Genomic DNA, 15,033 nt, shown 5'->3' on the forward strand with positions numbered 1-15,033 from the left:
AATTTTTAGAGGGTTTATTGCGTAATGAGCATCAATTGCGAAATTCTTGATCTTCGCGCATTTCAAGCTGTAGTCGAGCTTGAGAGCTTTCATCGAGCCGCAGAACTTCTCAACATATCTCAGCCCGCCCTCACCCGACGCATCCAAAAGCTGGAACAGTCCATCGGTGCACCTTTGCTAGAGCGCACGACCCGGCACGTCGCACCGACGGCTATGGGGCAGGAAGTCATTCCCCTTGTAAGGCGAATGCTTGAGGAATTTGATGGCTCACTTTTTGCTGTCAGAGACGGCGCGCAACGTCGGGGCCTTATCACGATGGCTTGCGTACCGACCGCGGCATTTTATTTCCTACCCACGGTTATCCGAACCTTTAGTGAGCAGTTTCCTCACATCCGGCTTCGAATTCGGGATCTCACCGCGAATGAAGGATTGCAAGCAGTGGCGCGTGGAGAGGTTGAATTTGGCATTAACTTGATGGGAAATTCCGATCCGGATCTTTCATTCGAGCCTTTGATCGACGACCCATTCGTATTGGCTATGCGCAAGGATCACCCGCTCGCCAAATTTGAGACTATTCAATGGAATCAGTTGGAACCTTATCCGCTTGTCGTGGTGGATCGCTCGAGCGGTAACAGGACGCTTCTAGAGAGTACGCTTGCGAAGCATAACGTCAGGCTGAACTGGTTTTACGAAGTGACGCATCTCAATACCTCTCTGGGCTTGGTGGAAGCCGGCCTTGGTATTTCCGTGCTGCCACTTTTGGCAACACCGCAGAACGAGCACCCTTTCCTCGTGACACGCCGTATCATTGATCCGGTAGTTTCCCGAACCATTGGCATTGTGCAGAGACGCAGCAGCAAGCTTTCGCCCGCCGCTGAGAAGTTCGTAGCCATGCTTCTTGAGACTTGGAAAACCTCCTAAACGGTCTGACTGCCTAATATTCGCTTTGAGCCGCACAGCTGGATTCCTGACAGCTGTCAGGGACTGGAATGAGTCGACGAACCCTGACAGCTGTCAGGAATCTAGGTTTAGCCAATACGACCCCGTAAGAACTACTTTGTCCTTCATGCGTTCACTACCGCCAGCCCGGAAGGAGAAGCAGATGGATTTCGCAGAACGACGCGGCGAACTTGTCACAGACGATCAACTATCAGGGTGTGAACTTCGAGATCACGGCGTGATTGGGAATCTCTCCACCCTCGCCCTTGTTGCGATGGACGGCTCGATAGACTTTCTCTGCTGGCCAGATTTTGACAGCCCCAGCGTATTTGCCGGCCTGCTCGATCGAGAACGCGGCGGGATCTTTCGCGTCTGGCCAGATCTTCCCGGTGCCCGCGTTACCCAACATTATCTCAGCAACACCAATGTCCTTGTGACAAGATGGATGAGCGAAACGGCAAGTGTCGAACTGACGGACTTTATGGCTGTTGGAGATGATGAATGTTCCAATCACTTTATTCTGGTGCGCCGTCTGCGCGTAACGCGTGGCCAGGCAACTATCCGGATGATCTGTCACCCTCGCTTCGATTACGCTCGACAGGAAAGTCCGGTTATTTGCAAGCAAGGAGATGCATACTGGCAACCGGATGAAAATGTGCGGCTCAGGCTGCACTGCACGCGAACGCTCATAGCGCAAGCCAATGACGTAGCACTCTCCGCCCTCCCCTTGTCTAAAGGTGACCAAATTGATTTCGTATTAAGCGACGTGCCCGACGACGAATCTGGCTCTATGGACGCCGCCAAGCTGGAGAACGAAACAACCACGTTTTGGCAGGCATGGGCGGATCGTTCCACCTATCGCGGGAGATGGAGGGAGCTGGTAGCTCGCTCTGCCCTGGCCCTTAAGCTACTGACATCGCGGCGGCATGGCTCCATCATAGCGGCTGGAACCTTTGGTCTACCGGAAGCGCCTGGCGGAGCGCGCAATTGGGATTATCGAGCCACTTGGATCAGGGACGCTTCTTTCACTACCTATGCGCTGATGCGTTTAGGCTACAGAAACGAGGCGCAAGCGTTCAATCATTGGATGGGCGAACGCGCGAGGGAATGCGATTGCGGCGGTAGGCTCGGTGTCATGTATGCTATGGACGGGCGCTCTATAGACCTTGAAACCACTCTACCTCATCTTCGTGGATATGATGGCGCGACGCCGGTTCGTATTGGTAACGATGCAAAAGATCAGCTTCAGCTCGATATCTATGGCGAGCTGATGGATTCTGTCTATCTCAGCAATAAATACGGTCAGGCCATCTCCCACGATGGGTGGACGGGAGTGCGGCAGGTTATCGATTACGTGTGCAAGAACTGGAGAAAGCCAGATGCTGGCATCTGGGAAATGCGAGGCCCGAACAGAGAGTTTCTCCACTCCAGGCTCATGTGCTGGGTGGCGGTAGATCGTGCTATACGCCTTGCAAACAAACGTTCTCTCGCCGCTCCGTTTACCGAGTGGCAGAACACAAGAAATGAGATCTACGACGATATCTGGGAGAACTTCTGGAGCGAGCGCAAGGGTCACTTTATCCAGGCGCGCGGCAGTGAAGATCTCGATGCCTCCTTGTTGCTGATGCCGTTGGTGCGTTTCATCAGCGCCACCGATCCTCGTTGGCTGAGCACCCTGGATGCCATTGGGAGTGAATTGGCCGACGATGGAATCGTTTACCGCTACAAAATGGATGATGGATTGGAGGGCAGGGAAGGCGGCTTTGCAGCCTGTTCCTTCTGGTATGCGGAATGCCTTGCGCGGGCAGGGCGGTTGCCACAGGCCCAGCGAGTTTTTGAAGCGGCACTTACCTATGCAAATCACCTCGGTCTTTATGCGGAAGAATTCAACTTGAAGGGGGAAATCGCCGGTAATTTCCCGCAGGCTCTCAGCCATCTGGCGATGATCAGTGCCGCCTTCTACCTTGACCGGTCAATGGATCAGAGTGGAAGTCAGGAATGGAAGTCTTAAGCTTGCGCTTTACGTTGTGTTAGCCACGAAGCAATTCGAAGCGGATTTATTCCTGAAATAAACCTTGGCCAATGAAATGCGTGATACAGGTTATTACACGGGAGCTCTGAAAATGAGCCTGGCATGATGCCGCGTCCCCAGCGTTTCGCCTGCTTTGCGGTGGTGAAGAGACGATGTCAACAATTTCCTCATTTCCTGAATTGTCTCTGTTTGCTTATGCTCCCGAAAGGACGAAGCTCTATGCCCCTGCAAAACGAAGCAGCGCGCCTTGGCACTCTGCGCAATCTGCGCCTGCTCGATACGATGCCCAGCGAAAGCTTTGATCGTATAACCCGCCTGGTATCCAATGTGTTCGGTTTGCCGGTAGCCGCGATCTCGCTAACTGATACGGATAGACAATGGTTCAAATCCAAAGTCGGCATCGATCATTGCGAGATTCCCCGCGAAAGGGCTCCTTGTGCTGAGGTTGCAGAAAAGAAACAACCGCTGGTCATTCAGGATTTTCAACAAGACCCCTTCTATAGTGAGAGCCATCTGGGCCGTGCAGGGGTCCGCTTCTATGCAGGAGTTCCTCTTGTCACGCCAGACGGCTATGGCCTCGGTGCTCTTTGCGTTCTCAGTCTGGAGCCAAGACAGGTTAGCCAGCATGAACTTGACACCCTGAGTGATCTGGCTGCCATGGTCATGGACCAGATCGAGCTTCAGCACGCGGCAGGACGGATTGAAGTATCGAGCGGCCTGCCGAACCGCTACCAATTGATGACTGATCTTATCGACCTCACAAAGCGCGAGGAGAGCGGTTATCTGACAATCAACCTTCTGGATCTTGCACAGACTTCGGAATTTGAACGATTGTCGCGTGTTTTGGCACCTGGTCACCTCGATGCAACGATCAAGGATGTTGCCCACCTACTGAACGCGCATGTTGGAGTAGACGGACACACCTACCACATCGCACCCACACAATTTGCTTTCTTCACATCGTCCTGTGGCGATACCGACAACCACCGGAAAACGATGGAGGCGCTCCTATCTCAAGTGGAGCAATGTCGCGAATTTCCCTCTACAATTACTCCAAGTATCGGCTTTATGGACATTGATCCAAGACTTATACAGCCTGACGATATTATTCGATCCCTTCAGGGTGCGGTGCAAGACGGACGAGCCAATGCAACACGCATAGGTTGCTTTTCAACTTCTTTGGATGAACGGCATCGAAGAAGTTATGCCATCTTAAGAGATTTCCAATCGGCTTTGGCATGTGATGATCAACTTCGCCTGGTTTTCCAGCCACGCCGACAGATGGCATCAGGGAACGTGAAGTTCGCCGAGGCTTTGCTGCGTTGGCACCATCCTTTGATGGGATCCATTTCGCCCGCAGAATTCATTCCGATCATCGAAGCCTCTGCTTTGGCGCGGGAGCTAACAGCATGGGTGATCGACAAATCCTTGCAGACTATATCAGCGTGGAAGAAAACCGGCCATGAGGTGGGTCTTTCGATCAACATATCGGCATCTAATCTGCAGGAGGCAGATTTCGTAGAGCGGCTTGCTGAAAGGCTTGCGCATTACGGTGTATCAGCGAGCGAAATCGAGCTCGAGCTGACCGAAACTGCTATCATGAAAGAAGCTGATCAAGCCCTTGATGTTTTGCAGCAGATCAGAGGTCTCGGCATTCGCCTGGCGCTTGATGATTTCGGCACTGGCTATAGCAGTCTGGCCTACCTGCAAAAGCTTCCCATCGATACCCTTAAGATCGACAGGTCGTTTGTGGCCGATATGGTGAATGGAAATCGCGAGCGTGTTCTGGTCCGCTCGATGATCGATCTTTCGCATAGCCTCGGCTATAAGGTGGTTGCTGAAGGTGTGGAACTAGCTGAGATGTCCGATCTGCTGGATGCTATGAGATGCGACGAGATTCAAGGCTACTGGCTCTCTGCGCCGCTCTCCGGGGACAACTTCTTATCTTGGGTTGCCAATCAAAACTCGGCAGGCCTGAAACTCACTGCTTGAGGTAGGGGAGGGGAGGTAGAAGCCGCATTCGCGGCTCAAACTTCCGCACCCACCAAAAGTTCCAGCTGTCTACGGAACGCTTATCGATATTGCGCATTTCCTTGCACACTCGCGCCTGAGTGGGTTTTCTACACCAACCATGCGGCAACGCGGTTTTGAAGCACCACACCGGGCGCATAGGAAGAGTAGAGTAACGTGCATCTTACCGACGCACGCACGTTGCTCATTATGAGGCAAGGGGTGCAGCTTTGAGTGATACAGCGCAAACAGGACCGTTAAGCATTGATGATGTTACAGTCATCGATGACACTAAGCTGAAGAAGGCAGTTACTGCTGCAGCCCTTGGAAATGCCATGGAATGGTTCGATTTCGGCGTTTACGGTTTTGTCGCCTACGCTGTCGGACAGGTTTTCTTTCCAGAAGTTTCACCAGGTGTTCAAACCATCGCGGCATTGGCGACTTTCTCTGTTCCATTCCTTGTCAGGCCCCTCGGAGGCGTCTTCTTTGGAGCGATGGGAGACAAATTCGGTCGGCAAAAAGTTCTATCGCTTACCATCGTTATCATGGCGGCTAGTACCTTCTGCATCGGTCTCATCCCGAGCTACGCAGCCATAGGTATATGGGCCCCCATATTGCTGCTCCTTTGCAAGCTCGCACAGGGTTTTTCGGTGGGCGGTGAGTATACGGGTGCTGCCATTTTCGTGGCAGAATATGCGCCAGATAAGCGGCGAGGTTTTCTCGCAAGCTGGCTCGATTTCGGCTCTATTGCGGGTTTTGTGCTCGGGGCAGGGCTGGTTGTTCTCTTAAGTTCATCGATGGGCGAGCAAAATTTCCTTGATTGGGGTTGGCGTTTGCCCTTCTTCCTCGCGGCGCCTCTCGGCCTGATTGGTCTTTATTTGCGCCACGCGGCGGAGGAGACGCCGGCTTTCACTGAACGCCTGCAAAAGGCTGAGAAGGAAGACAAGGAATCCCTGCAAGAGCGCCCAATGGTGCCAATTGCAGAAATCACCAGCAAGTATGCCCGCTCGCTTGCCATCTGCATCGGCATGGTCTTGGTCACCAACGTCACCTACTACATGTTGCTGACCTATATGCCGACCTATCTGTCCAAAACCCTTGGATACACCGAAGATCACGGTGTGCTTATCATCATCGCAGTCATGGTTGGGATGCTTTTCGTGCAGCCAGCTGTCGGCTTTCTGAGCGATAGGGTAGGCCGCAAGCCATTCCTGATCGCTGGAAGTGCTATCGTGCTATGCCTTTCATGGCCAGCTTTCCACCTTATAGCCAGCGGTGTGGTGACGAAGATTTTCTTTGGGCTGCTCATTCTGGCAATCGCGTTGAATTGCATGATCGGCATCATGGCCGCCACATTACCGGCGTTGTTTCCAGCTCGTATTCGTTACAGTGCTTTGGCCATTTCGTTCAATATCTCGATCATCGTGGCGGGCCTCACCCCAACCATTACCGCTTGGCTGGTGGAGGCGACGAACAATATTTACATGCCGGCCTACTATCTCATGATTGCTGCAGGGGTTGGGCTGGTGACGGCTTTCTTCCTGAAAGAAACTGCCAATCGCCCTCTCTATGGCGATACTCCGAACGCTTCCAGCCGCAAGGAAGCCCGAACCCTGCTTGCTGAGCAATTCGATCACATTGAACGGAGTGTGGAGGATATTGACGAGGAATTGTCGAAGCTTGAAGAGCAAAGAGTGCTCCTCGAGCGCAAGCGCGAAAAGCTGGTTGGGCGTCATCCTGACTTGACGTAAAGAATACAAAGTCAGCGCCTTCAGTAAGCGCCGACTTTCATTTCCTTCTCTCAAATCGGACCCCAGTTGATCTCGACGGCAACGAATAGGAAGATCGCGCTCAGCACACCCCAGGCAATGACCAGCGGGGCAATGAAGCGAACCCACTTGCCGTAAGCAACATCCGAGGTGGCCAGAATGGCCATCAATACCCCTGAGGTCGGGTTGATGCAGTTTACGACGCCTTCGCCGAAAACGACGGACTGAACAGTTGTCTGCCTCGTTATTCCGAGAACATCGCCAAGCGGGGTGAATACCGGGATCAGCACTGCTGACTCGCCCGAGCCGGATGAGATGAAAACATGCATGATCATGGCACTGACATACATGCCAATGGCAGACAACGAGCGCGGTAGACCATCCAGTAGCGCAACGGCATAGGACACAATCGTATCGAGGATCAGGCCCTGATCCAGAATGATGGAAATGGCGCGCGCAAGACCAACGATGAATGCGCCGATAACCAGTTGCGAGCAGCCCTTCAAAAAGCCTTGCGCAATGGCATCCGCAGACATTTTGGAAATGATGCCGACGCCAATCGCCATGATGACGAACATGGCGAGCATTTCTTTCTCGCTCCATTTGAGCGTGATGGCTCCTACAATGAAACCGCCCAGGCAAAGGGCTGTGAAGAGAAGTGCCAACCAGTAACGCGTGGTTTGCCCAGCGGAGACGGCAATATCCGCACTCTCCGATGTTTCAAGCTGTGTGGGGCGAGGGTTTTCCTTGCGCTGGCTGCGCGCATAAAGCCAAAGGAATGCAATGGTGGCGACCAGAAACGCAATGAAGATCACGACGCGAAAGCCAAAGCCTGAGAGGAGCGGCACGTCCGCCAGACGCTGCGCCAAACCGACGGATGTCGGAGCCGAAATCGAAGCATTGTAGCCCGTATAGGTCGCCACATAGACCAGCGAGATGCCAAAGAGCTTGTTGAGACCTATGGAACGCGCCACCATGATGCCAATGGGCACGAAAGCAATAACCGAGTTCACCACAATGCCCGTGGTACCCAGAATTGAAAAGACCACGCAAAACAAAAGGATTAGCGTGAAATCATTCAGTCGCCGGTTGCGGGCGATGCCGTTCAGCATGTGGTGGACCGCACCGCTTTGTTCGAGGACATAGAGTGCGCCGCCGGTGAACATGACCATGAAGACGATGGGCGCGCTTTTGATCAACCCCTCCGCAATGGCCAAGAACAGGGCCTGCGGATAGACATGATGTTGCTCAACGCTGTGGTAGCTGCCGGGCACAGAGAACGAAATGCCGTTGCGTGTTTCTGTCACATATTGTCCGGCAGGCACGACCCATGTGGCAATACCAGCCAGCACAAGCATGCAAAACAAAAGAACGTAAGGGTTCTGTAGGCTGATGCTGGATGATTTCCGGCTCGCCGTGGGATTTCCACTCATTTCAGATTTCCATTTCGATTAGAAAGAGTCGCCGAAACTGCGGCGCTTGCACTCAGCTTGTCGCAATGAGTTGGCTGATCAGCGCTGCCCGTCTTGGCATCGCATCAATCACAACATGCTCGTATTCCGCATGTGGTCCGCCGCCTTCAGCACCCAATCCATCCAGTGTTGGAATGCCGATTGCCGAAGTGAAATTGCCATCGCTGCCGCCGCCAACGGCACTGCCAGCCAGTTCAAACCCAATCTCGTCCGCTGCTTTTTGCGCGCGTGCGAACAGTTTGCCGTTGGCCTCGTTCAACTCCATTGGCGGACGGTTGAGGCCGCCTGTAACTTGAAGCGTAGTGCCTTCAAGAACCGGCCTGCACGCGAGAATTGCCTGCTCGATCCGCTCTGCCTCTTCCAAGGAGGTCACGCGCACATCGATCGCAATTGTGGCGCGATCAGGGATGACATTGAGCCTGTTGCCAGACTGTGCAATTCCGACATTGACCGATGTACCACGAGACATGTCCTGCAAGGCGTTCACCGCCAAAATCTGGTGCGCCATTTCTTCTGCAGCACTGATACCACCGAGAGGATTGTTCCCTGCATGGGCGGCTTTACCCTCAATCGCCATATAATACTGACCCGTACCCTTGCGTCCGATTTTGAGATTGCCGGTACCTTCCTCGGATGGTTCAGGAACCAGAACCTGATCGCACTGAGCGGCCAGTTCTTCGATCAACATGCGGGAATGAAGGCTGCCCGTTTCTTCATCACTGGTGCAGAGAAACCAGATCTCATGGCCAGCCAACGCATTTTGCACCTGCAGCGCCTTTACGGCCCAAAGCGCCTGAACAAGACCCCCCTTCATATCGAAAGCACCAGGGCCGTAGAATTTGCCATCCTCGATGCGCGTTCCAAGGCGGTCGATATCCCACACGGTATCGAAATGGGTGGTGATGAGAGTTCGCCGGTTGCCTTGACCAGTTTTGAAAAGTAAATGGTCGCCAACCTCTGTTTGCGAAAAACGCTCCACATCTGCGTTCAGCCGCTTGCGGAAGAGCTCTATTAAGTAGGCGCCGCATCGGTCTACAGCCTCTTTGTCTTCGGAGGGGGACTGATGAGCCACTAATGTTTGAAGGTCTTCAAACATTAGGGATTGGTTTGCTTCAAGGAAGTTCAGGAACGCGTTCATAGGTCCTCCGCGACGGAGACGGCTGAGGAGGTCCGGCCCCTTGCGAGATTGGATAAACGCCACCCGTTAGAACCACTGCTTATGTAGAGGCTGCTGCAAGCTCGACTGGCGATGCGCCACCTCTCTCCTCAACATGACGCAACTGTGAGATAGCAGGCTTCAATTGTTGCAACAATTTCTTTAAAGTCAGCATTTCGTTGCCATAAACGCAAAGCTCTTCCATGGAACATCGATCACTCGTCTATTTCCGCGAAGTGGCAAAAACCCAGTCGCTAACCGAGGCGGCAGAGCGGTTGCGCCTCTCTCCATCCGCCATCAGTCGTCAAATTTCCCGCCTGGAAGAGGTTCTCGGTGTTGATCTTTTTGAGCGCCGTCCACGCGGCATGGTTTTGACCCCGGCTGGAGAACTCCTGCTGCACAGGTCTCAGCGGCTGGCACTTGGCATGGATGAAGCCTTTGCCGAGGTGCGTGAACTAGCAGGCCGCTCCCATGGTTTGATCCGCGTCGCCAGTTTTGAGGGTTTTGCACTCGATTGCTTGACCCGTGCCATCGAGGCGTTTCGGGAGAAGCATGAAGCCGTCAGCTTTCATGCCTGGGTGGGTACCTCGCCGGATATCTGCGCAAGGGTGAAGGATGGAACTGCCGATATTGGCATCACCTATAGTTACCCTACCCCGCCCGATATCAACGTTCAGAAAGTTTCCCTGAGGCCGATCTATGCTGTCATTCGCAGGGATCATCCACTCGCTAAGAGGCGCGTGCTGAAACTGGAAGATTTGCATGGGGAAGCGCTTGCCGTGCCGGATCAGGATAGAACCCAGCGCCACCTGCTCGAGGCAGCGCTCGCAGCCAAAGGGCTGACTTTCAATCCCGTTTTTTCAACCAATTCCATGGCGATGCTACGATCCTTCGGGCTCTCGACAGGAACGACCATGATAACCGGCTCCCCGGATTTGCTCCGCGACAATCCATATGGAGCGATCCTCATTCCCATAAGCGATCCCGTTCTTGCGACCAGTTCACTGCACGTCATCACTATGGAGGGACGCGATCTTCCACATACCATGACGGCGTTTTTGGAAGAAATACGCGCTGTTATTGATGCCAACAGTACCTAAAAACTGTCAATTGACCGCTTGATAGGGGAGAGGTACGCCATCAATGGGAGCGAGAGAGACCGGCAATTTTCGCATAAAGGCCGATTCATTGGGGTGATCGATCCGTCGTGCATGAGCCTTTTGCGTCCCTTCGATCTCATCACCGCCAAACAGCGTTTCATTTAAGAATTTATTTGGAGGAATATCATGGAAGAAATCCCGGCAACCCGCTCAGAACACGATTTATTGGGTGATCGAGATGTGCCGATGGAAGCCTATTATGGTGTCCATACTTTGCGTGCGGTTGAAAACTTCCAGATTTCCGGCCAACGTCTTTCTGACGCGCCTGACCTGATTGTTGCCTTGGCTGCCATCAAGGAAGCTGCCGCGCAAGCCAACATGGATTTGGGCCTGCTGAACCCCGCCCAGGGCGGGGCGATCGTTGAGGCCTGCCGCGAAATTCGCGCCGGTGCATTGCATGATCAATTCGTGGTTGATCTCATTCAGGGTGGGGCAGGAACCTCAACCAATATGAATGCAAATGAGGTGATTGCCAACCGCGCGCTCGAGATTCTCGGTCACAAGCGTGGGGACTATGCGCATCTTCATCCGAACGAGCAGGTGAACCTTAGCCAATCCACCAATGATGTTTATCCGACAGCGCTCAAGCTTGCAGCTTGGACCGGCATACACCGGCTTCTTGAAGCAATGGCCAGCCTGCGTGTAGCTTTTGCTGATAAATCGACCGAGTTTGCCGATGTCTTGAAAATGGGTCGCACCCAGTTGCAGGATGCTGTGCCGATGACCCTCGGCCAGGAATTCGGCACCTATGCCTTGATGCTGGGTGAAGACGAGGCTCGACTTTCAGAAGCTGTGCAATTGATCCGTGAAATCAATTTGGGTGCGACCGCGATCGGGACCGGCATTACGGCTCATCCGGATTATGCTGCAAGGGTGCGGGAGCGGCTTTCGGACGTGGTGGGTGTCGAATTGCTGACATCCCCCGATCTGGTCGAAGCCACACAGGATTGCGGCTCCTTCGTGCAGCTTTCCGGCGTACTGAAGCGGGTTGCAGTCAAGCTTTCGAAGACCTGCAACGATCTTCGCCTTTTGTCCTCAGGTCCCCGCGCCGGCTTTAACGAGATCAATCTTCCGGCGCGTCAGGCTGGTTCATCGATCATGCCCGGCAAGGTCAACCCGGTCATCCCGGAAGTTGTCAACCAGGTAGCGTTCGAAGTCATCGGCAACGATGTAACCATTACCATGGCTGCTGAAGCAGGCCAGTTGCAGTTGAATGCGTTCGAGCCGATCATCTTCTACAGCCTGTCAAGATCCATCATGCATCTGACAGCCGCTTGTGACACCCTTGAAAAGAACTGCGTACGCGGCATCACGGCCAATAAGGAGCGCCTGCGGGATATGGTGGAACATTCCATCGGCATCGTTACTGCATTGAACCCCTATATAGGCTATCGCAACGCGACGGAAATTGCGCTGGAATCCCATAGAAGTGGGCGCGGTGTTTATGAGCTTGTTCTCGAAAAGGGCCTCATGTCAAAGGATCGTCTAGACGCGGTTCTGCGCCCTGAAACATTGACAAAGCCGCAGCCGCTCATCTTGGCGGAAACAGCCTGAACAGGTTTAACAGCGATGGGGGCGGGTCAGTAGCCTGCCTTATATCAAAGCCTGCTCCTCCCTACATAAGGAACGCGATGGGCTTCATGAACGGCCACCGTGCTGACCGGGTTGATGGCGCTTTATTCTAGTGATTGCGCTCAGCTATCCGATCGAAGTGTGAGCATGTTCCATGTCACAGACCGCAGTCTGAGCAGCTTTCGTCTTTCGATTTCGTGCGGTTTGGGCATTGACGTTGAATCTGTCTGTTCCAGATGTAGCAGCGTCATTCCTTGGAGGTTTTATGCAGTATTTCAAGAGGTTTATGGCTGCCACAGCGCTTGCTATTGCCCTGCAAATCCCACTCGCAGCAGGTATCGCGCCGCATCCGGCATGGGCTCAGGTGGCGTCACAGGAGGATGTTTCTGATCAGGTGACAGCAAAGCTAAACACCTATGTGGAATTGCTCAATCGTACCCTGCGGGCATCTGAATCATTGGATCGGTACGATAGCTGGGTGGATATGAAGAAAGGCCCGACGGGCAAAGAGAAGATCATCTACGGGCTCTATTCTCTTTACGACGTGAGAGAACAGGCTTCGGCCGTTGTCTCTGCCACAGAGGCAGAGCCAAAAATGCCGAGACTCGATACGGCAATGCGAGCCTATGTAGATGTCTACCAACAATTGGCGCCTGTCATTGAGCGCGCTAACAAATATTATGAAAGACAGGACTATAAGAGCGATAAGATGGAAGCCGGGAAGGGCTTTCACGAGGACATTGCATCGCTTGCCCCGATTTTCGAGGATCGCCGCAAGGAGGCAGATGCTGCTTTGCGCGACGAAAAGGTGAAGGTTGACCAGGAAGCCCTGAACGCTTTGGAGAAGAGCGAAGGAAAGAAGTCACGTTGGCATGTCCGTAACGTCATGTTTCGCGCTGAAGCAGTCATGGACCTTATGCCGACAAATGAGCGTCCTGTCGTTAAGATGCCCGATTTCAAGCAGGCGCTGGACAACTATTCAAGTGCGGTCCGCGAGTTTGACGACTACTCCCTTGAGCATCCAGATTCTTTCCATGTTTTTGAATCGCGGCCAGCATCGCTTTTATCGAAGCTCAGAGTTTTCAATGAAAAACTCGTGAAGGCGAAAGGTGATGCTCGGAAGGGCGCAGGCGAAGATTTGCAATGGATTGTGTCCGACTACAACACGATGGTGAGCACCGCGCAGACGGCAACGACGTTTGCCAAAGATTGAAGAGTTGGACGTTTCATAGTTTGAACTTTGGAGTTGACGATCGCGAATGAAGGCCTGATCGAGGGGGAATTGCTTGTCTTCGTATCGTGATGGTGGATATGCTCACAATGGGTCCAGATAACCTCGAAGCGTCATGCAGGAATCAAGAGTGGACCTGTTGTCGGCGCCTGTTTGACAGAGTTTGTTCAGCGGAACGTTGATCTTCTCTGGCCTCTCTCAACCTTCAAATGAATCTTCACATACTCTCACATAGGCGTGAAACCTTTTTCGCTAATATGTCGTTCAGCGCGAATGAGACATGATGAAGTTGGACTGAGATCGGTCGATGATGCCGACGAAACCGCATCCGTTCAGGATGCTCCTGACAATGATGTTCAGCTTCCCCCGGAGGAACTGGAACCGGGCTCAGGGTTGACGCCCGAGCAACTCGAAGAAGCGCGTCGGAGGTATCTGTTAAAACGCTTCTGGATCAGTGCGCGCGGCTTCTGGAGCCGCCGTGGCGATAAGATGGCATGGTTGTTCACCATTGGCCTGCTCGTCATGATCGGCATCAACGTCGGGTTCCAATATGGCATCAACATCTGGAATCGTGGAATATTCGACGCAATCGAAAAACGAGATGCTTCGACGGTTTATTCACTAGCCTCAATATTTCCTTTTCTGGTTCTCGGAAGCGTTATCGTAGTTACTTCGCAAGTGTATGTCAGAATGCGGATACAGCGGCGCTGGCGCTCCTGGCTGACCACCTCGCTGGTTGGCAGATGGATTGCTAACGGTCGATACTACCAACTCAACTTGATCGACGGTGACCACACAAATCCTGAGGCGAGACTTTCTGAGGATATGCGCATTGCCACCGAGGCGCCGGTCGATTTCGTCTCTGGCGTCATCGCCGCGTTCGTATCTGCTTCCACGTTCATCGTCGTGCTCTGGACTATTGGCGGTGCGCTACCGCTGTCCATTGGAGGAGTTTCCTTCACCATTCCTGGTTTCCTTGTCATAGCGGCTATCATCTACGCGGCGATAACTTCCACTGCCATCGCTTTTATTGCGCGAAACTTCGTCAAGGTTTCTGAAGTCAAGAACCAGGTCGAAGCTGAATTTCGCTATACGCTGACCCGTGTCAGGGAAAACGGCGAAAGTATCGCGCTGCTGGGCGGGGAAGAGGAGGAGCGCAGTGATCTCGATAGACGGTTCGGCAATGTCCGCAGGCAATGGCGGCTCATGGCGCAACAATATATGCGTACAACTGTCGTCTCCAACGGTTCCATGCTGATTGCGCCAGTCGTACCGCTTTTGTTGTGCGCGCCGAAGTTTCTCGATGGCAGCATGTCGCTTGGCCAAGTCATGCAGGCGGCGTCTGCTTTCACCATCGTGCAATCCGCATTTGGCTGGTTGGTTGATAATTATCCGCGACTGGCCGACTGGAATGCCTGTGCACGACGTGTCGCCTCCCTGATGATGTCACTTGATGGGCTTGAAAGGGCTGAAAAGAGCGATGCTCTCGGTCGCATTGTTCGCGGTGAGACCGAAGGCGAAATCATGCTGAGCCTCAAGGATGTATCCGTATCCTTAGGCGATGGGACCGCCGTCGTAAAAGAGACGGATGTGGAAATCGGCGCGGGCGAGAGAGTGCTAGTGTCGGGTGAATCCGGCTCGGGAAAAAGCACTCTGGTTCGTGCTATTTCCGGACTTTGGCCCTGGGGCGGC

Annotated in this window: 10 protein-coding genes; 8 read left to right on the forward strand and 2 right to left on the reverse strand. The window is 53.4% G+C overall.

The annotated features are described in order from the left end of the window. Positions 1-24: 24 nt before the first annotated feature. The 4 genes from AC0JZ1_RS21205 to proP all read left to right on the forward strand — a co-directional run bounded on the left by AC0JZ1_RS21205 (position 25) and on the right by proP (position 6,732). Positions 25-921, forward strand: a complete 897-nt coding sequence (locus tag AC0JZ1_RS21205; RefSeq protein ID WP_471884409.1) for a LysR family transcriptional regulator — start codon at positions 25-27, stop codon at positions 919-921. 181 nt (positions 922-1,102) lie between these two features. Further along, the gene (locus AC0JZ1_RS21210; RefSeq protein ID WP_471884410.1) at positions 1,103-2,950 is read left to right on the forward strand and encodes a glycoside hydrolase family 15 protein; all 1,848 of its coding nucleotides are present in this window, start codon (positions 1,103-1,105) and stop codon (positions 2,948-2,950) included. A 240-nt stretch (positions 2,951-3,190) separates the two neighbouring features. Beyond that, on the forward strand, positions 3,191-4,963 hold the full coding sequence (locus AC0JZ1_RS21215) for a sensor domain-containing phosphodiesterase (protein ID WP_471884411.1): 1,773 nt from the start codon (positions 3,191-3,193) through the stop codon (positions 4,961-4,963). A gap of 248 nt (positions 4,964-5,211) precedes the next feature. After that, positions 5,212-6,732, forward strand: a complete 1,521-nt coding sequence (gene proP, locus AC0JZ1_RS21220; protein ID WP_471884412.1) for a glycine betaine/L-proline transporter ProP — start codon at positions 5,212-5,214, stop codon at positions 6,730-6,732. Between the two features lie 50 nt (positions 6,733-6,782). On the opposite strand, the gene AC0JZ1_RS21225 is transcribed toward proP, so the two are convergent. Further along, positions 6,783-8,183, reverse strand: a complete 1,401-nt coding sequence (locus tag AC0JZ1_RS21225) for a YfcC family protein (protein WP_471884413.1) — start codon at positions 8,181-8,183, stop codon at positions 6,783-6,785. 52 nt (positions 8,184-8,235) lie between these two features. After that, positions 8,236-9,360 (reverse strand): M20 family metallopeptidase, encoded by a 1,125-nt coding sequence (locus AC0JZ1_RS21230; protein WP_471884414.1) that lies wholly within the window; start codon positions 9,358-9,360, stop codon positions 8,236-8,238. 221 nt (positions 9,361-9,581) lie between these two features. On the opposite strand from AC0JZ1_RS21230, the gene AC0JZ1_RS21235 reads away from it, so the two are divergent. The 4 genes from AC0JZ1_RS21235 to AC0JZ1_RS21250 all read left to right on the forward strand — a co-directional run. After that, positions 9,582-10,478, forward strand: coding sequence for a LysR family transcriptional regulator (locus AC0JZ1_RS21235; protein ID WP_471884415.1), 897 nt, complete (start codon positions 9,582-9,584; stop codon positions 10,476-10,478). A gap of 186 nt (positions 10,479-10,664) precedes the next feature. Further along, positions 10,665-12,092 (forward strand): aspartate ammonia-lyase, encoded by a 1,428-nt coding sequence (aspA, locus tag AC0JZ1_RS21240; RefSeq protein WP_471884416.1) that lies wholly within the window; start codon positions 10,665-10,667, stop codon positions 12,090-12,092. A 283-nt stretch (positions 12,093-12,375) separates the two neighbouring features. Then, positions 12,376-13,323 carry a YiiG family protein gene (locus AC0JZ1_RS21245; protein WP_471884417.1) on the forward strand — a complete coding sequence of 316 codons (948 nt, stop codon included), beginning with the start codon at positions 12,376-12,378 and terminating at the stop codon, positions 13,321-13,323. Between the two features lie 291 nt (positions 13,324-13,614). Then, positions 13,615-15,033 (forward strand): ABC transporter ATP-binding protein/permease (locus tag AC0JZ1_RS21250; protein ID WP_471884418.1); only part of this gene is annotated, 1,419 nt, incomplete at its 3' end.

This window comes from Affinirhizobium capsici, assembly GCF_977018625.1.